Origin of the sequence: Caldovatus sediminis, from assembly GCF_014644455.1 — a bacterium.
Classification (GTDB): domain Bacteria; phylum Pseudomonadota; class Alphaproteobacteria; order Acetobacterales; family Acetobacteraceae; genus Caldovatus; species Caldovatus sediminis.
The window spans coordinates 37,802-53,881 of record NZ_BMKS01000013.1; the positions used below are offsets into that span (position 1 = coordinate 37,802).

The following is a 16,080-nucleotide window of genomic DNA, read 5'->3' on the forward strand; positions in this document are numbered from 1 at the left end:
GTCCGGGCGCGGCGGTCCGTCACGCGGCTTCGTCCAGGAGCGCGCCCGCCTCGCGCAGGGCCGCGATCTCCTCCTCGGCGATGCCGGCCTCGCGCAGCACCGCGGCGCCGTCGGCGCCTAGCCGCGGCGCCGGCCGGCCGGGCGGGGCCTCGCCGCCGGAGAGGCGGTTCGGCGCGCCGATCGCGAAGGTCGGCCCCTCGGTCGGGTGCTCCTCCTCGCGCACCAGGCCGACGGCGCGCAGGTGCGGGTCGGTCAGCAGCGACTCGATCGTGTTGTAGGGCATCGCCGGCACGTCGAGCCGGTCGAAGATCTCCAGCCACTCGGCGGTGGTGCGGCCCTTCAGCGCCTCGGCGCGCAGCGCGAAGTACTCCCCGGTGTTCGCCGTGCGCGCCGCGACGGTGGCGAAGCGCGGGTCGGTCTTCAGCTCCGGCCGCCCGATCGCCTCGAAGAAGGCGTGCGCCTGCGCGTCGGTATTGGCGGAGAGGCAGATGTGGCCGTCCGCGGTCGGCAGCGGGCGCGCCTCCGGGCTCAGCACGCGGTGGTCGCCGAACGGGCCGATGGCGGGGCGGAAGGACATGGCGCCGAGGTGCTCCATCAGCACGTAGGCGGCCATGTTCTCGAACATCGGCACCTCGATCGCCTCGCCGCGGCCGGTCCTCTCGCGGCGGTAGAGGGCGAAGCCGATGAGCTGCGCGGCGATCAGCCCGACCGTGTGGTCGGCGATCAGCATCGGCACGTAGCGCGGCGCGCCGGTCGAGGCCTCGAAGCAGGCGGCGACGCCGGAGACGCCCTGGATCACCGTGTCGTAGGCCGGGCGCCCCGCATAGGGGCCCTTCGTGCCGAAGCCGACGATCGCGCAGTGGATCAGCCGCGGCGCCGCGGCGGCCAGCGTCTCCGCGTCCACGCCGAGGCGCCGCTGCGCCTCCGGCCGCACGTTGGTGACGAACACGTCCGCCGTCGCCGCCAGCCGCCGCAGCACGGCGGCGCCGCGCGGATGCTTGAGGTCGAGGCAGAGCGAGCGCTTGCCGCGGTTGAAGTTGAGGAACTTCCCGGACATCCCCGGCGTGCGCCCCAGGCCGCCGAGGCGGCGCAGCAGGTCGCCCTCCGGCGGGCTCTCCAGCTTGATCACCTCGGCGCCGTGCTCGGCGAGGACGCCGGTGCAGACCGGGCCGACCACGACCGAGGAGAGGTCGAGCACGCGCACGCCCGCGAGCGGCCCGCTCATGCCGCGTACTCCGCCTCGAGCCGCAGCGCCGTCGCCCCGGTGTCGTCCTCGACCCAGAGCAGCGCGGCGCCGCGCGCATCCGGCGCCGTGCCGCAGAGCCGCGCCAGGCGGCCGCAGATCAGCGGCCGCAGGGTGCGCGCGCCGTAGCGCCGCAATGCCTTGGCGCCGGCGTGGCGCAGCCCGGCCTCGATCAGCATCAGCGTGCTGAGGCCGCCGTTCACGACCAGTCCCGGATAGCCCTCGACCTCGCGCGCGTAGGCCAGGTCGTAATGGATGCGGTGGCCGTTGAAGCCGAGGGCGGAGTAGCGGAACAGCATCACCGGGTCGGTCCGGAACTCCTCCTCCCAGGCTGCGTCGGGGCGGTCCTCGACCGTGGCGCCCGCGCCGGCGGCCCCGCCGCCGGACGCGGCGGCGGCCGCCTCGCGATAGACGATGTCCTGTTCCTCCACCGCGACGACGCCGAGGGGGCCGCGGACGGTGTGGCGCACCGTCACGAAGACGAGCCGCCCGCTGCGCCCCTGCTTCGGCGTGATCGCCGCGATCTCCGAGCGGCGGACGAGCGCATCGCCGATCCGGGGCGGCGCATCGTGGAAGGCGACGCGCCGGCCGGCGAGCATGCGCCGCGGCAGCTCCACGGGCGGCAGGAACTCGCCCTTCAGCGCGACGCCGTCCGGGCCGAGCCGGCTCTGCGGCGCGGCGTCGTCGAACAGCACCGCGATCCAGTGCGGCGGCACCGGCGTGCCGCGCGCGAGCGGGACGCCCTCGCGGTCGAGCAGCGCGGCGAGGCGGCGCATGGCGGGGGCGGTCAGCTCGTCCTCCACCTCGCGCGCCCGGCCGATCCAGCCGGCAAGCCCGTCGGTTCCGCCCTCGCTCATGCCGTCCCCCGCTGCGCGTCGCGTCGGCCCTCACCATAGCCGGCCCGCCGGTGCCGTCACCTCCCGCCGGCGCCGCCCCGTCTTGCCCTTCCTGGCGGGACGTCGGATCGTAGGGGCGCAGCCGGGCGGTCGCCCGACCAAGCGGACGCACCAACCCGGGAGGAGCGCGCAGCCATGACCACCACTTTTCCCCTTCGGATCGCCCCGATCCGCGGCTCGGTGAGCGACGCGGAGTGGCAGGCGCGGGTGGACCTCGCCGCCTGCTACCGGCTCTGCGAGCTCTACGGCATGTCGGACATGATCTACACCCACATCACGGCGCGCGTGCCCGACAGCCCGGACCACTTCCTGATCAACCCGAACGGCATGCTGTTCGGCGAGATCACCGCCTCGTCGCTGCTCAAGGTCTCCGTCTCGGGCGACATCCTCTACAGGCCGGACCTCCCCTACGGCCTGCACCCGGCGGGATTCACGATCCACAGCGCGATCTACCGCGCGCGGCCGGACGTGATGGCGGCGATGCACACCCACACCGTCGCGGGGATGGCGGTGTCCGCGCTGGAATGCGGCCTGCTGCCGCTGACCCAGACGGCGACCCGCTTCTACGGCCGGATCGCCTACCACGACTTCCGCGGCCCCGAGCGCGACCCGGCGGAGCGCGAGGCGCTGGCGCGGTCGCTCGGCCGCCACAACTACTGCATCCTGCGCAACCACGGCCTGCTGACGGTGGGCGAGAGCGTGCCGGAGGCGTTCATCGCCATGTGGGGGCTGGAGCGCGCCTGCCAGGCGCAGCTCGCCGCGATGGCCTGCAACACGAAGCTGAACATGCCGTCGGAGGAGGTGGTGGCGAAGTCCTGCGCGATGTACGACCCGCCGAACTCGCGCCGCTACGGGCTGCTCGAATGGCCGGCGCTGCTGCGCAGGCTCGACGCCGCCGATCCCTCCTACCGCGATTGAGGTCCCCGATGAAGACCACCCGCCGCAACATCCTCGGTCGGGCGGCGCTCGGCCTCGTGGCCGCCGGCGTGCCGCTTGCCTCGCACACCGCCAGCGCGAACGAGTCCTGGCCGTCGCGTCCGGTGCGCATCATCGTTCCCTTCGCCCCGGGCGGGCCGATCGACACCACGGCACGCCTGATCGCCGAGCCGCTGCGCGAGAAGCTCGGCCAGCCCTTCATCGTCGAGACGCGGCCGGGCGCGGGCGGCAGCCTCGGCGCGCGCACGGTCGCGCAGTCGCCGCCGGACGGCTATGCCTTCCTGCTCACCTCCTCCTCGCTCGCGATCAACCCGGCGATCCATCCGAACCAGGGCTTCGACCCGATCGCCGACCTCACGCCCGTCAGCCTGGTGACCGAGGTGCCGACGGCGATCGCGGTGCGCGCCGACTCGCGCTTCCGCGGCCTCGCCGAGGTGCTGGCGGAGGCGCGCGCCCATCCCGGCCGGGTGACCTACGGGAGCAGCGGCGTCGGCTCGAGCAACCACCTCTCCGGCGCGCTGTTCGCCTCCACCGCGCGGATCGACGTCCTCCACGTGCCCTACCGCGGCGCGGCGGTGGCGATGAACGCGATGTACGCCGGCGACGTGGACATGGTCTTCGCCAGCACCGTCGAGGTGATGCCGCACTGGCGCGACGGGCGGGTGCGGATTCTCGCGGTGACGACGCCGCGGCGGATCGCGCAGCTTCCCGACGTCCCGGCCGCGGGGGAGGTGGTGGAGGGCTACCACGCGCCGAACTGGTACGCGATGGCGGGCCCGCGCGGGCTCGACCCCGCGATCGTCGCCCGCTTCGTGCGGGAGCTCCAGTCCCTGCGCGACCTGCCGCTGGTCCGGGAGCGGTTCCACTCGGTCGGCACCGAGCCGCTGTTCCTCGGGCCGGACGCGCTCGCCGCGCGGCTCGCGGAGGACGTGCCGAGGTGGCGCCGGGTCGTCGCCGAGGCCGGGATCCGCGCGGAATGAACCGGATCGTCGTCGGGCGCCGCCGCGCCCTGATCGCGGGCGCCGCCGCCGTCGCGGCACCCGCTCCGGCGCGGGCCCAGGCCCCGGCGGGGACCGAATGGCCGGCGCGCACCGTGCGCATCATCGTCCCCTTCGGCGCCGGCGGGCCGAACGACGTGATGGCGCGCATCGTCGCCGAGCGGCTGCGCGAGCGGCTCGGCCAGCCCTTCGTCGTCGAGAACCGGCCGGGCGCCGGCGGCAGCACCGGCACGCTCGTCGCCTCGCAGGCGGCGCCGGACGGCTACACCTTCCTCTTCCACAGCTCGGCCGTCACCATCGCGCCGGCGCTGAACCCGCGCCAGGCGATCGATCCTCGCCGCGACCTGACGGCGGTGAGCCTGATCACCGACGTGCCGATGACCGTCGCGGCGAAGCCCGGCCGGCCCGGCTTCGGCAGCCTGGCCGAGGCGATCGCCACCGCGCGCGGCGCGCCGGGGCGCGTCAGCGTCGCGACCGCCGGCGTCGGCAGCGCCAACCACCTCGCGCTCGCCATGCTGGGCGCGCTGGCGCGGATCGAGACCGTGCACGTGCCCTACCGCAGCACGGCGCAGTCCGTCACCGCGGTGATCTCGGGCGAGGTGGACCTCGCCTTCGCCGGCATCGTCGAGGCGCTCGGGCACTACCGCGAGGGCCGCGTCCGCCTGCTCGCCGTCACCACCGGCGAGCGGTCGGCGGTGCTGCCGGAGGTGCCGACGATCGGCGAGACGGTGCCGGGCTACGCCGTGCCGCTGTGGTTCGCCATGTGGGCGCCGCCGGGCCTGCCGAGGCCGATCCTCGACCGCGTCTCGGCGGAGCTCGCGGCGATGCGCGACGTGCCGGCGGTGCGCGACCGTTTCCTCGCCCTGGGCGCGCCGCCGCTGATGACCGCGCCCGAGGCGCTCGCCGCCCGCGCCGCCGAGGAGATGCCGCGCTGGCAGCGCCTGGTGGCCGAGGCCGGCATCCGGGTCGAATGAGCGACTCCCCCGACACCGACGAACCGCGAACCGAAGGGATGCTCCGATGAGCCGCACCGTGGGCCGCCTGCTGGCCGAGAGCCTCGAAGCGCATGGCGTGGACACGATCTTCTGCGTCCCGGGCGAGAGCTATCTCGGCCTGACCGACGCGCTGACGGACGTGGCGGGCATCCGCCTGATCGTCTGCCGGCACGAGGCGGGCGCCGGGTTCATGGCGGTCGCCGACGGCCGGATGAACGGCGGCCGCGCCGGCGTGCTGCTGGTCTCGCGCGGCCCCGGCCTGTCCAACGCGATGGTCGCCTTCCATACCGCCTACCACGACGCGACGCCGATGGTGGCGCTGATCGGCCAGGTGGAGCGCAAGGATTTCGGCCGTCTGGCGCTGCAGGAGCAGCACTACGGCCGCCTGCTGTGCGACGTCACCAAGGGGGTGATCGAGGTCAACGAGCCGGAGCAGGCGAGCGAGGCGATCGCGCGCGCCTTCCACCTCGCCGAGAGCGGCACGCAGGGCCCGGTCGCGGTGATCCTGCCCGAGGACCTGTTCGACGAGCAGACCGACACGCCGATCGCCAGGCCGCGCCCGCGCGTCGCCTCCGGGCCGACGCCGGAGGACCTGGAGCGGCTCGCGGCGATGCTCGCCGAGGCGGAGCGGCCGCTGGTCCTCGCCGGCGGCGCGCTGGCGCTCGAGGGCGAGGCGGCATCGGCCGATCTCGCGAGGCTCGCCGAGGCCTGGGGGCTGCCGATCTGCCCGACGCACCGGCGCCCGCACGTGTTCGACAGCCACCACCCGAACTACGGCGGCTACATGGGCATCCGCGTGCCCAGGGACCTGCTCGACGAGATGAAGCGCGCCGACCTGCTGGTCTCGCTCGGCGAGCGCATCACCGATTCGGTGAGCCAGAGCTACACCTTTCCGACCGCGCCCGACCCGCAGCTCCCGCTCGTGCACGTCTGGCCGGACGCGAACGAGGTGGGCCGCGTCTGGCGCCCCGATCTCGGCATCGCGGCGAGCCCGCACGCGGTGATCCGCGCGCTGCTCGCCCGCCCGGCGCCGCCGGTGAGCGAGGCGCGCCGCGCCTGGGTGTCCGGGCTGAACCGGATCCACCGCCGGCTGCTCGAGCCGCGCTGGGCGGAGACGCGCGACGGCGTCAACTTCGCGGCCGTCTGCTGCGAGGTGGACAAGCACCTCGCGCCGGACGCGGCGATCACCTCCGACGCCGGCAATTTCTCCAGCTTCATGCACCGCTACATGCGCTTCCGCCCGGGGCAGCAGTTCCTCGCCTCGGTGGTCGGAGCGATGGGCGCGGGCGTGCCGATGGCGGTGGCCGCGACGCTGCGCCGGCCGGGGAAGCAGGCGGTGGCCTTCGTCGGCGACGGCGGCGCGCTGATGACGGGCAACGAGATCGCCACCGCGCGTCTCTACGAGACCGCGCCGATCATCATCGTCTCCGACAACCGGATGTACGGCACGATCGGCATGCACCACGAGGTGCGCTACCCGAACCGGCCCTACGCCTCGGCGACCAGCCTCAGGAACCCGGACTTCGCCGACTGGGCGCGCAGCTTCGGCGCCGAGGGCATCACCATCCGCACCGAGGCGGAGGTCGAGGCGGGCATCGCGCGCGCCTTCGCGGTGAAGGACCGGCCGGTGGTGGTGCATGTGCATTCCTCGGCGGACCAGATGAGCGCCTGGCGCCGCCGCGGCGGGGCGCGCACGTGATGCGCCGCCGCGCCGCCGCGGCCTCCGCTGGCAAGCGCGTGGCGTCCGGCCCGCTGTCGGCGCGCGAGGCCCGCACCACCATCGGATAGGACCCCCGCCGGATGTTCGCCGCCCCGCCCGAGATCGCGACCCGCGTCCACACGGAGGTGCCGCCGGAGCTGCGCCTGAAGGGCCGGCCCGCCGAGTTCTTCCACGGCCGCACGCCCGGCGACTCCTTCCTGGAGGGGCCCGCCTTCGACCGCGACGGCCATCTCTGGCTCACCGACATCCCGTTCGGCCGGCTGTTCCGCGTCGCGCCGGACGGGAGCTGGACGGTCGCGCTCGAATACGACGGCGAGCCGAACGGCCTCGCCATCCACCGCGACGGCCGCGTGTTCATCGCCGACCACAAGCGCGGCCTGCTGGTCTTCGACCCGCGCAGCGGCAGGCTGGACGCGGTGCTGACGCGGGTGCGGCGCGAGGGGTTCAAGGGCCTCAACGACCTCACCTTCGCGCGCAACGGCGACCTCTACTTCACCGACCAGGGGCAGAGCTCGCTGCGCGACCCCACGGGCCGCGTCTTCCGCCTGCGCGCGGCGACCGGCCGGCTCGAATGCCTGCTCGACAACGTCCCGAGCCCGAACGGCCTGGCGCTGACGGGCGACGAGCGCACGCTCTACGTCTGCGTCACCCGCGCCAACCAGATCTGGCGCGTGCCGCTCGAGGAGGACGGCGGCGTCGGGCGGGTCGGCGTGTTCATCCAGCTCTCGGGCAGCCTCGGCGGGCCGGACGGCATGGCGATGGATGCCGACGGCAACCTGGCGATCGCCCATGTCGGGCTCGGCACGGTCTGGCTGTTCTCGCGCCTCGGCGAGCCGATGGCGCGGCTGCGCGCGCCGCGCGGGCTCTGGACGACGAATGTCTGCTACGGCGGGCCGGAGGGGCGCACGCTGTTCGCCACCGTCTCCGACACGGGCATCGTGCTCGCCGCGGACATGCCGGTCGCCGGCGCGCCGCTCTACTCGCACCAGCAGGGCTAGGGCTTACACCCTGGACAGGGCTATCGCCGCCGCCGGCTCGCCGGCGCCTCGGCGCCAGTGCGACGGCGCCCGGCGGTATCCCGGCGGCGGCCGGGCGGGACGGGCATGCGCCCCGGCGAGCGCCACCCGGGCCTGCGCCATCCTGCTGCGCGAATGCGTCTGGCGCGCTGTCGCGCGCCAGGGCCGGGCCTCGTGGAGCAGGATCTGAACGGCCCCACCTCCGGATGCGGAGCGCGCTCCGATCCTTTCGCGCGCGATCTCGGCTGGGCGCCGCTCTTGTCAGGCACCGAGCCGGACGCCACGCTAGGCCAAGGAGGGAGGAAAGGATGAAACGACGCGTCCTGCTCGCCGGGCTGCCCGGCGCCACGCTACCTGTCGCCGGCGGCGCGCTCTCGCAGCCGGCGGCCTGGGCCCCGAGCCGCACGATGCGCCTGATCGTCCCCTGGCCGCCCGCCGGCACCACCGACATCGTGGCGCGCATGCTCGCCCCGCTGCTGAGCGAGGCGCTCGGCCAGACGGTCGTCGTCGAGAACCGCGCCGGCGCCGCCGGGCTGATCGGCACCGAGGCCATCGTCCGCGCCGATCCGGACGGGCATGTCTTCGGCTTCATCATCAGCACCCATGTCGCGAACGCGCATCTGGTGCGCCAGCATCCCTTTCATCCGGTTCGCGACATCACGCCGCTGATCTGGGTGGTGAACGTCAGCAACATCCTGGTCGTGCCGGCCTCTTCCCCGATCCGCAGCGTGCAGGAGTTCGTCGAGGAGGGGCGGCGGAGGTCGCGGCCGATCGCCTTCGCCTCGGCGGGGACCGGCACCTCCACGCACTTCTCCGGCGAGATGTTCCGCCTCGGCACCGGCATCCCGATGCAGCACGTGCCCTACCGCGGCGGCGGCCCGGCGCTGACGGACGTCATCGCCGGCAATGTGGATGCGATGTTCGGCAACGCCACCTCCACCCTGCCGCATGTGCGCGGGGGGCGGCTGCGCCCGCTGGCGGTGACCGCGGGGCGGCGCACGGCGCATCTGCCCGAGGTGCCGACGGTTGCGGAGACGGTGCTGCCGGGCTTCGAGATCGCCGAGTGGTACGGCCTGATCGGCCCGCGCGGCATGCCGGAAGCGGCGGTGCGGCGACTGAACGCGGAAGTGAACCGCATCATCGGCCAGCCGGCGATGCGGGCGCGGCTGCTGGAGCAGGGGGCGGAGGTGGTGGGCGGCACGCCGGAGGAGTTCGGCGCGCTGGTCGCGCGCGACCTCGAGAAGATCGGCGAGGTGATCCGCGCCGCCGGCATCACGATGGATTGAGGACGGCCGCATGGAGCTCGGACTCGAAGGCCGGGTCGCGCTGGTGACCGGCGCGAGCCGCGGCATCGGCGCCGCGATCGCGCGCGTGCTGGCGGGGGAGGGGATGCGCCTGCTGCTCGTTGCGCGCTCCTCGGAGGGGCTGGAGGCCACGGCGGCGGCCGCGCGCGGCGCCGGCGAGGAGGTGGCGACGCACCCGGCCGACCTGCGCCGGCCGGAGGCCGCCGGCGCGGCGGTGGCGGACGCCGTCGCGCGCTTCGGCCGGCTCGACCTGCTGGTGAACTGCGCCGGCGCGACGAAGCGCGGCGACTTCCTCGCCCTCACCGAGGAGGACTGGGCGGACGGCTACGCGCTCAAGCTGCACGGCGCGGTGCGCCTCTGCCGCGCCGCCTGGCCGCACCTCGTCGCCGCGCGCGGCGCGGTGGTGAACATCGCCGGCGCCGGCGGCCGCGTGGCGAGCGCGGACTTCACCATCGGCGGCTCGGTCAACGCCGCGCTGATGAACTTCACCAAGGCGCTGGCCGACCGCGGCGTGAGGGACGGCGTGCGGGTGAACTGCATCAACCCCGGCCTGATCGCGACCGACCGCCTCGCCGCCCGCATCCGCGCGCGGGCGGCGGAGCTCGGCGCCGACGAGGCGGCGGGCGCGGCGAGCCTCGCCGCCGAGCACGGCGTGGCGCGGATCGGCGCGCCGGAGGAGATCGGCCGCGTCGTCGCCTTCCTGGCCAGCGAGCGCGCCGCCGGCTACGTGCAGGGGGCGCTGTGGGACGTGGACGGCGGCTGGGTGCGGGCGGTGTAGCGCCGCCGCCTCACTCCCCGACGATCGCGGCGTGGACGAGGTTGCTCAGCGTGTCCATGCGCGGCTCGTGGAAGGCGTTCTCGTGCCGCGCGTTGCTGAGGAAGGCGAAGGAGACGCCGGACTCGGGGTCCGCCCAGCAGTAGGAGGAGCCGACCCCGCCGTGGCCGAAGGTGCGCGGGTGGGCGAGGCTGCCGAGGCCGCGGATCGTCTCCGTCGTGCCGCGCAGGTGCGGGCCGAGGCCGCGGTGCATCGGCATCCCCATGTAGCCGTCCACCCGCTCGCCGGTGAAGTTGCGGATGGCGAACTGCAGGGTGCGCGGCGCCAGCACGCGCACGCCGTTGAGCGTGCCGCCCTGCGCCAGCATCTGGTAGAAGGCCGCCATCGCCCGCGCCGTCGCGTAGCCGCCGCCGCCCGGAACGCCCGCGGCGCGGTGGGCGGAGGTGTTCTCCGGCATGCGCGGCGCGAAGCCGCCGCCGGGGAGGGGATCGTACATGCCGGCGGCGCGCGGCTCCTCGGCGGCCGGCAGGCCGACGAACAGCTCCTCGCCGAGCCCGAGCGGGGCGACGATCCGCTCGCGGATGACGCGGCGGAAGTCCTCGCCGGTGATCGCCTCGATCAGTACCGCCGCGACCCAGTGCGCGGCGGCGGGGTGGTAGTGCACGCGCGAGCCGGGGGTCCATTCGAGGACGAAGTCGCACACCTCGCGGCGCAGGCGTTCGTGGTCCTCCCACGCCTCGGGCGTGACCGCGGCGGAGGGGAAGCCCGCCTGGTGCGTGAGGAGCTGGATGACGGTGATCTCGCCCTTGCCGTTCCGCTCGAAGCCGGGGACGTGGCTCGCGACGGTGTCGGAGAAGCGCAGCGCGCCCTCCTCGACCAGCTTCCACACCGCGGCGGCGGTGACGACCTTGGTGTTCGAGTAGAGCAGCCAGAGCGTGCGCTCGTCGGCCGCGCGCGCCTCGGCGCCGATGCGCGCCTGGCCGAAGCTCCGGGACAGCGCGAGCCGCCCGCGCCGCGCCACGGCGAGCTGCGCGCCGGGATGGCGGCCCTCGGCGACGTGGCGCTCGACCAGGGCGCAGAGCCGTGCGAGCGCATCGGGATCGAGGCCGAGCGCGGCGGGATCGGCTTGGGTCATCGGGAAGCCCATCGGCGTCTCCTCTCGTCGGCTCCTCGGTCGGCACCGCCGGTCCGGCGCGGCCGCCGCGGCGCGAGCTTTCAGCGCGCGCCCGCCCGGGTCAAGCGCCGCCGCGGCTTGTGCCGCGCGGCGGGCGGCCCCTATCCTCGCGCTCCGGCCCCCGCCCGAGAGGTCCGCCCATGCAGCAGCGCAACCTCGGCCCGTCCGGCCTCCGCGTGTCGGTGGTCGGCCTGGGCTGCAACAACTTCGCCGCGCGGCTCGACCCGGAGGCGACGCGGCGCGTCGTGCACGCCGCCCTCGACCACGGCGTCACGCTGTTCGACACGGCCGACGTCTACGGTCGCCCGGTCCGCCACGGCGGATCGGAGGAATACCTCGGCGCCGCCCTCGGCCCGCGCCGCAAGGACATCGTCCTGGCGACCAAGTTCGGCAACCCGATGGACGAGAGCGGGGCGAGGCAGGGCGCCTCGCGCCGCTACATCATGGCGGCGGTGGAGGCGAGCCTGCGGCGCCTCGGCACCGACTGGATCGACCTCTACCAGGTGCACCGCTTCGACCCGCTGACGCCGCTCGAGGAGACGGTGCGCGCGCTCGACGACCTGATCCGCCAGGGCAAGGTGCGCTATGTCGGCGTCTCGAACTTCGCCGCCTGGCAGGTGGTGGACGCGCTGTGGACGGCGAAGGCGCTCGGCTGCAACGGCTTCGTCTCGTGCCAGGACGAGTACAGCCTGCTGGTGCGCGCCCCGGAGAAGGACCTGATCCCGGCGATGCAGGCGCACGGCCTCGGCCTGCTGCCCTACTTCCCGCTGGCGAGCGGGCTGCTGACCGGCAAGTACCGGCGCAACCGCCCGATGCCGGAGAACGCGCGGCTCACCGTCACCCAGCGCCTCGCCAACGCCTTCCTCACCGACCGGAACTGGGAGATCACCGAGCGACTCGCCGGGTTCTGCGAGCAGCGCGGGCGGACGATGCTGGAGCTGTCCTTCTCCTGGCTCCTCGCGCGCCCGACCGTGGCGAGCGTGATCGCCGGCGCCAGCACGCCGGAGCAGGTGGCGCAGAACGTCAAGGCGACCGGATGGGCGCTGGGCGCCGGGGACCTCGCCGAGATCGACGCCATCACGCTCGGCGAGGAGGCGCCACCCGCGCGCTAGGGCAGATCGCGGACGGCCGGAGACAGCCGGGAGCGTGAATCGGCCCGGCAGACAGGGAGCGGGAGCCGTTGCAGCCGGCACGGCCGAGCGGGAACGCCTCCCGCCGCCGGCCGGCTAGCGTCCCCGGAAGCGCGGCGGCCGCTTCTCCCTGAACGCCGCCACGCCCTCGCGGAAGTCCTCCGAGTTGCGGATCGCGCCCATGCGCTGCATGTGGATCGCCATCCGCTCGGAGGGGCCGCGGGGAAGGATCTCCTCCGTCACCATGCGCTTGATCTCGCCGAGGACGAGCGGCGCCATCGCCGCCAGCTCCTTGCCCCAGGCGATCGCCTTCGCCAGCGCCTCGCCGTCCGGCACCACCTCGTTGACCAGGCCGACGCGCTCGGCGCGCTCCGCCTCGACGGTGCGGCAGAGCAGCGCGATCTCCATCGCGATCTTGTGCGGGATGCGCGAGACGAGGCCGGCGATCATGCCGCCGGTGATGCCGAGCTTGGCCTCCGGGTAGTAGAACTTCGCGCTGCGGCCGCAGACGGCGAGGTCGCACATCATCGCCAGCACGATGCCGCCGCCGACGCACCAGCCCTCGATCGCGGCGATGATCGGCTTGTTGGTGGCGACGCCGACGGTCGGCACGGCGCGCCACAGCTCCGGCGGCTCGGTGACGTCGGCGCCGAAGGTGAAGGCGCGGGTGCCGGTGCCGGTCAGCACCATGGCGCGGCTCGTCTCGGAGGCGGCGAAGTCGCGCATCGCCGCCTGCACGCCCTCCGCCATGCCCCTGGTGATGGCGTTGCCCTTCTCCGGCCGGTCCAGCGCGACGATGCGCACCGGGCCGTCGTCCCAGACCTTCACGTGCTCCATGGCGGTTCCCCTCGGCGATGCGGCGCCCACTCTAGCGGAGCGCGCCGGCGAGGCCATCCACCCCCTGCGCGCGGGCCGCCCCTTCGGCTAGCTTCGCCGCATGCCGCCCGACGATGCTCCGCCGCGCTCGCCCGCCACCCTGCCCGCGCTCCTCGCCGTGTTCCTGCAGATGGGCATGGTGAGCTTCGGCGGCGGGCTCTCCGGCTGGATGCACCGCGAGATCGTGGAGCGCCGCCGCTGGATGGGCGAGGAGCGGTTCCTCGCCGCGCTCGCCCTCGGCCAGGTGCTGCCCGGGCCGAACAGCGTGAACCTGGCGCTGCAGATCGGCCTGCAATTGCGCGGCGGGATCGGCGCGGTGGCGGCGGGGATCGGGCTGCTCGGCCCGCCCTTCCTGGTCATCCTCGTCCTCGCGCTGCTCTATCAGCGCTACGGGGCCGTCGGGCCGGTCAGCACCGCGCTCGCCGGCGTCGCCGCGGCGGGCATCGGCCTCACCTGCTCGATGGGCATCCGCGCGGCGCGGCGGATGCGCGGCGTGGCGCCCTTCGCCGTCGCGGCCGTCGTGTTCGTCGCGGTCGGCGTGCTGAAATGGCCGATGATCCCGGTGGTGCTGGCGGTCATCCCGGCGAGCGTCGCCCTCGCCTGGCGCGCGCAGCAGCGGGAGCGGCGCGGCCATGGAGGCTGACCGGCTGCTCGCCCTCGCCCTGGTTTTCGTGCCGCTCTCGCTCGTCTCGCTCGGCGGCGGGCCGAGCATCTTCGCCGAGATGCAGCGCCAGGCCGTCGAGGTGCACGGCTGGATGACGGATGCGGAGTTCGTGGACCTGTTCGCCATCTCGCGCGCCGCGCCGGGCCCCGGCTCGCTCATCGCCGCGCTGATCGGCTGGAAGGCGGCGGGGTTCCCCGGGGCGCTGGTGGCGGCGCTCGGCCTCTACCTCCCGTCCTCGCTCCTGGTCTGCGCGGTGGGGGTGCTCGGCCGCCGCCATGCCGCCTCGCCGGTGCGGGCGGCGATCGAGCGCGGCCTTGCGCCGGTCGCGGTCGGGCTGATCTTCGCCGGCGCGCTGACGCTGCTGCAGGCCGCGGAGGCAGGCGCCGTCGGCGTGGCGACCACCGCGCTCGCCACGCTGGCGCTGCTGCACCCGCGGGGCAGCCCCTATCTGGTGCTTGCCATCGCGGGCCTGGCCTTCGCGGTGCTGGGGGCGGTGGGACTGGCGCCGCGCTAGGCTGGCCGGCGTCCGGCGCATCCGCAGATCAAGACCGGGCGTGCCCGCCGCGCTGGAACCTGCGTGCGACGGCCAATGCCTTCAGGTCCCCGGCGCTGCCCGGTCGAGCGGCTGCGCGCCGTGCCGCCGCGCCTGGCCCGGTCGGCGCCGCGACGAGCCTTTCCGATCGGCGGGGCGCTTCAACCGGAGGTCGTTTTTTCAAGCAAAAGGGATTCCAAGTCCCGTCACAAGACAGAGCAAGTCGGTAAATTTTTCGTGACATATCGGTTCGGTCGCGGCATATTTGGGCCAGCGAACGCCGATCTCCGGAACCCCGGGCTGGAGCCCCCCACCGCGGCAAGGCCGCTCCGCACCCTGCACGCGGCAACGATCCGGTCCGGACAGCGACTACGGGAAGTGTCACGTGGCCGAGCATTTTTCCCCCGCCGATCCGCCTTTGCACGACGGCGCGCCTATCGCGGGCGCGGGTGCCGCCTTCTCCCCGATACCCGCAGGCCATGCCGGACCGGGGGCGTATGCCGCGGCCGCCCTCCGCGGAGGCCGGACGATGCCGTCCGCAGCGGACGCCACCGCCTCGCGGCCCGCCGGGCGCCGCGTGCTCGCCCGCGTCCTCGACGCAGGCCGGTCCGCCTGCGAGGCCGGGGAGGTCGAGGTCGCCGAACGCCTGCTGCAGCTCGCCGGACGTCTGCTCGAGGATCGGCCCGATCCGGTGATCGCCGAACCCGCCAGACGACGCGGGCGCCCGCCACGGCATGACCTCTCGATCTGGCAGGAGGACGCGGAGGCGTTCATCGCCCTCTGCGGCGCGGTCTGGCAGCTGCGCCGCGCGCGGTCGCACCCGTACGAGCGGGCCGCGCCGGGCCTGCCCGACTGAACCGCTCGCCGCCGCGGCGGCCGCTCCCCGGGCGGGCCGGCGCCGCTGCCGCGAGGCCGTTCAGCCGCCTCAGCCTGCCGCGGCCAGATCCCGCAGGGCCAGTACCAGGCCGCGCAGCGCGAGCAGCGAGACGGCCACGCCCACCAGCGCCATCATCGGCCGCTCCGGCACCCGCCGCGCCACCAGCGCCGCGAAGGGCGCGGCCAGCACGCCGCCCAGCACCAGTCCCGCGACCACCGCGCGCAGCGACACGCCGATCGTCGCCAGGAAGGTGATCGAGATCGTGAGGGCGACGAAGAACTCCGCGAGGTTCGCGGAGCCGATCGCGACGCGGGGGAGGGTTCCCTGGCCGATCAGTGTCGTGGTGACGATCGCCCCCCAGCCGCCGCCGCCCATCGCGTCGAGGGCGCCACCGCAGAATCCCAGCAGGCCCACCCGCCGCAGCGGCGGCTGCGCGATCACCGCCGGTCGCGGCCGCAGCGCCCGGAGCAGGATCAGGCCGCCCATGCTCACGAGATAGAGGCTCACGACGACGCGAACCGGACCGATCGGCATCTCGACCAGCACATAGGCGCCGAGGGCCCCGCCGAGCGCGCCTGGCACCGCGAGACGGACCACCAGCGCGCGCCGCGCATTGCCGAACAGCCAGTGCGAGAGCCCGGAGGCGCCGGTGGTGAACACCTCGGCGGCATGGACGCTGGCGCTCGCCATCGCGGGCGTAACGCCGAGGCTGAGCAGCACGCTGGCGGCCGTGAGGCCATAGGCCATGCCGATGGCGCCATCGACGAACTGCGCCGCGAAGCCCACCGCGGCGAATGCGATCAGGTTCTCCCCCATCGCGGGCCTCCGCTGGCCGGTCCGCCGTCTCGTGTCGCGCCGGCACCCGCGGCGGCTGGCCCATCACCTCGGTCGAGAGGCAATTGGCGAATCTTCGCGTGCCGAGAAGTCGGCGCCGCGCCGGGCTG

The 16,080-nt window shown here is 74.6% G+C and carries 16 protein-coding genes; 11 read left to right on the top strand and 5 right to left on the bottom strand.

The features are described 5' to 3' along the window. Positions 1 to 19: 19 nt before the first annotated feature. Together IEX99_RS17295 and IEX99_RS17300 are read right to left on the bottom strand one after the other, a co-directional pair. Positions 20 to 1,225, bottom strand: a complete 1,206-nt coding sequence (locus tag IEX99_RS17295) for a CaiB/BaiF CoA transferase family protein (protein WP_188902602.1) — start codon at positions 1,223 to 1,225, stop codon at positions 20 to 22. Beyond that, positions 1,222 to 2,100, bottom strand: a complete 879-nt coding sequence (locus IEX99_RS17300; protein WP_188902604.1) for an FAS1-like dehydratase domain-containing protein — start codon at positions 2,098 to 2,100, stop codon at positions 1,222 to 1,224. The genes IEX99_RS17295 and IEX99_RS17300 overlap by 4 nt, the downstream gene beginning before the upstream one ends. A 174-nt stretch (positions 2,101 to 2,274) precedes the next feature. On the opposite strand from IEX99_RS17300, the gene IEX99_RS17305 reads away from it, so the two are divergent. From IEX99_RS17305 to IEX99_RS17335, 7 genes are all read left to right on the top strand, one after another. After that, positions 2,275 to 3,057: a class II aldolase/adducin family protein gene (locus tag IEX99_RS17305; protein WP_188902606.1), complete on the top strand. Its 783-nt coding sequence runs from the start codon at positions 2,275 to 2,277 to the stop codon at positions 3,055 to 3,057. Positions 3,058 to 3,065: 8 nt separating this feature from the next. Further along, positions 3,066 to 4,055, top strand: coding sequence for a Bug family tripartite tricarboxylate transporter substrate binding protein (locus tag IEX99_RS17310; protein WP_188902608.1), 990 nt, complete (start codon positions 3,066 to 3,068; stop codon positions 4,053 to 4,055). Beyond that, the gene (locus IEX99_RS17315) at positions 4,052 to 5,047 is read left to right on the top strand and encodes a Bug family tripartite tricarboxylate transporter substrate binding protein (protein WP_188902609.1); all 996 of its coding nucleotides are present in this window, start codon (positions 4,052 to 4,054) and stop codon (positions 5,045 to 5,047) included. The genes IEX99_RS17310 and IEX99_RS17315 overlap by 4 nt, the downstream gene beginning before the upstream one ends. 46 nt (positions 5,048 to 5,093) lie before the next feature. Then, positions 5,094 to 6,767 carry a thiamine pyrophosphate-dependent enzyme gene (locus tag IEX99_RS17320; RefSeq protein ID WP_188902611.1) on the top strand — a complete coding sequence of 558 codons (1,674 nt, stop codon included), beginning with the start codon at positions 5,094 to 5,096 and terminating at the stop codon, positions 6,765 to 6,767. Positions 6,768 to 6,868: 101 nt separating this feature from the next. Next, positions 6,869 to 7,786 (top strand): SMP-30/gluconolactonase/LRE family protein, encoded by a 918-nt coding sequence (locus IEX99_RS17325; protein WP_188902613.1) that lies wholly within the window; start codon positions 6,869 to 6,871, stop codon positions 7,784 to 7,786. A gap of 326 nt (positions 7,787 to 8,112) precedes the next feature. After that, a complete protein-coding gene (locus IEX99_RS17330; protein WP_188902615.1) occupies positions 8,113 to 9,090 on the top strand; it encodes a Bug family tripartite tricarboxylate transporter substrate binding protein in 978 nt (325 codons plus the stop codon). Positions 9,091 to 9,100: 10 nt separating this feature from the next. Beyond that, entirely contained in the window at positions 9,101 to 9,886 is a 786-nt protein-coding gene (locus tag IEX99_RS17335; protein WP_188902617.1) for an SDR family oxidoreductase, read from the top strand. Positions 9,887 to 9,896: 10 nt separating this feature from the next. Here the strand turns inward: IEX99_RS17335 and IEX99_RS17340 are convergent, their stop codons facing one another. Then, positions 9,897 to 11,030, bottom strand: coding sequence for a serine hydrolase domain-containing protein (locus IEX99_RS17340; RefSeq protein ID WP_188902619.1), 1,134 nt, complete (start codon positions 11,028 to 11,030; stop codon positions 9,897 to 9,899). A 167-nt stretch (positions 11,031 to 11,197) separates the two neighbouring features. Between IEX99_RS17340 and IEX99_RS17345 the strand changes: the two genes are divergently transcribed. Then, complete coding sequence (locus IEX99_RS17345) at positions 11,198 to 12,169, top strand: aldo/keto reductase (RefSeq protein WP_188902621.1); 972 nt, start codon at positions 11,198 to 11,200, stop codon at positions 12,167 to 12,169. A 114-nt stretch (positions 12,170 to 12,283) separates the two neighbouring features. Here the strand turns inward: IEX99_RS17345 and IEX99_RS17350 are convergent, their stop codons facing one another. Then, entirely contained in the window at positions 12,284 to 13,024 is a 741-nt protein-coding gene (locus tag IEX99_RS17350; RefSeq protein WP_188902623.1) for an enoyl-CoA hydratase/isomerase family protein, read from the bottom strand. Positions 13,025 to 13,124: 100 nt separating this feature from the next. On the opposite strand from IEX99_RS17350, the gene IEX99_RS17355 reads away from it, so the two are divergent. From IEX99_RS17355 to IEX99_RS17365, 3 genes are all read left to right on the top strand, one after another. Continuing rightward, entirely contained in the window at positions 13,125 to 13,706 is a 582-nt protein-coding gene (locus tag IEX99_RS17355) for a chromate transporter (RefSeq protein WP_188902624.1), read from the top strand. Continuing rightward, positions 13,696 to 14,241 carry a chromate transporter gene (locus IEX99_RS17360; protein ID WP_188902626.1) on the top strand — a complete coding sequence of 182 codons (546 nt, stop codon included), beginning with the start codon at positions 13,696 to 13,698 and terminating at the stop codon, positions 14,239 to 14,241. The genes IEX99_RS17355 and IEX99_RS17360 overlap by 11 nt, the downstream gene beginning before the upstream one ends. 547 nt (positions 14,242 to 14,788) lie before the next feature. Next, a complete protein-coding gene (locus tag IEX99_RS17365; RefSeq protein WP_188902628.1) occupies positions 14,789 to 15,115 on the top strand; it encodes a hypothetical protein in 327 nt (108 codons plus the stop codon). Between the two features lie 69 nt (positions 15,116 to 15,184). On the opposite strand, the gene IEX99_RS17370 is transcribed toward IEX99_RS17365, so the two are convergent. Beyond that, positions 15,185 to 15,952, bottom strand: a complete 768-nt coding sequence (locus IEX99_RS17370; RefSeq protein WP_188902630.1) for a sulfite exporter TauE/SafE family protein — start codon at positions 15,950 to 15,952, stop codon at positions 15,185 to 15,187. Positions 15,953 to 16,080: the final 128 nt, after the last annotated feature.

Excerpts from the sequence above, each read along its gene's own strand:
- IEX99_RS17295 (WP_188902602.1), bottom strand. The coding sequence starts at position 1,225 with ATGAGCGGGCCGCTCGCGGGCGTGCGCGTGCTCGACCTCTCCTCGGTC.
- IEX99_RS17300 (WP_188902604.1), bottom strand. The coding sequence starts at position 2,100 with ATGAGCGAGGGCGGAACCGACGGGCTTGCCGGCTGGATCGGCCGGGCG.
- IEX99_RS17305 (WP_188902606.1), top strand. The coding sequence starts at position 2,275 with ATGACCACCACTTTTCCCCTTCGGATCGCCCCGATCCGCGGCTCGGTG.
- IEX99_RS17310 (WP_188902608.1), top strand. The coding sequence starts at position 3,066 with ATGAAGACCACCCGCCGCAACATCCTCGGTCGGGCGGCGCTCGGCCTC.
- IEX99_RS17315 (WP_188902609.1), top strand. The coding sequence starts at position 4,052 with ATGAACCGGATCGTCGTCGGGCGCCGCCGCGCCCTGATCGCGGGCGCC.
- IEX99_RS17320 (WP_188902611.1), top strand. The coding sequence starts at position 5,094 with ATGAGCCGCACCGTGGGCCGCCTGCTGGCCGAGAGCCTCGAAGCGCAT.
- IEX99_RS17325 (WP_188902613.1), top strand. The coding sequence starts at position 6,869 with ATGTTCGCCGCCCCGCCCGAGATCGCGACCCGCGTCCACACGGAGGTG.
- IEX99_RS17330 (WP_188902615.1), top strand. The coding sequence starts at position 8,113 with ATGAAACGACGCGTCCTGCTCGCCGGGCTGCCCGGCGCCACGCTACCT.
- IEX99_RS17335 (WP_188902617.1), top strand. The coding sequence starts at position 9,101 with ATGGAGCTCGGACTCGAAGGCCGGGTCGCGCTGGTGACCGGCGCGAGC.
- IEX99_RS17340 (WP_188902619.1), bottom strand. The coding sequence starts at position 11,030 with ATGGGCTTCCCGATGACCCAAGCCGATCCCGCCGCGCTCGGCCTCGAT.
- IEX99_RS17345 (WP_188902621.1), top strand. The coding sequence starts at position 11,198 with ATGCAGCAGCGCAACCTCGGCCCGTCCGGCCTCCGCGTGTCGGTGGTC.
- IEX99_RS17350 (WP_188902623.1), bottom strand. The coding sequence starts at position 13,024 with ATGGAGCACGTGAAGGTCTGGGACGACGGCCCGGTGCGCATCGTCGCG.
- IEX99_RS17355 (WP_188902624.1), top strand. The coding sequence starts at position 13,125 with ATGCCGCCCGACGATGCTCCGCCGCGCTCGCCCGCCACCCTGCCCGCG.
- IEX99_RS17360 (WP_188902626.1), top strand. The coding sequence starts at position 13,696 with ATGGAGGCTGACCGGCTGCTCGCCCTCGCCCTGGTTTTCGTGCCGCTC.
- IEX99_RS17365 (WP_188902628.1), top strand. The coding sequence starts at position 14,789 with ATGCCGTCCGCAGCGGACGCCACCGCCTCGCGGCCCGCCGGGCGCCGC.
- IEX99_RS17370 (WP_188902630.1), bottom strand. The coding sequence starts at position 15,952 with ATGGGGGAGAACCTGATCGCATTCGCCGCGGTGGGCTTCGCGGCGCAG.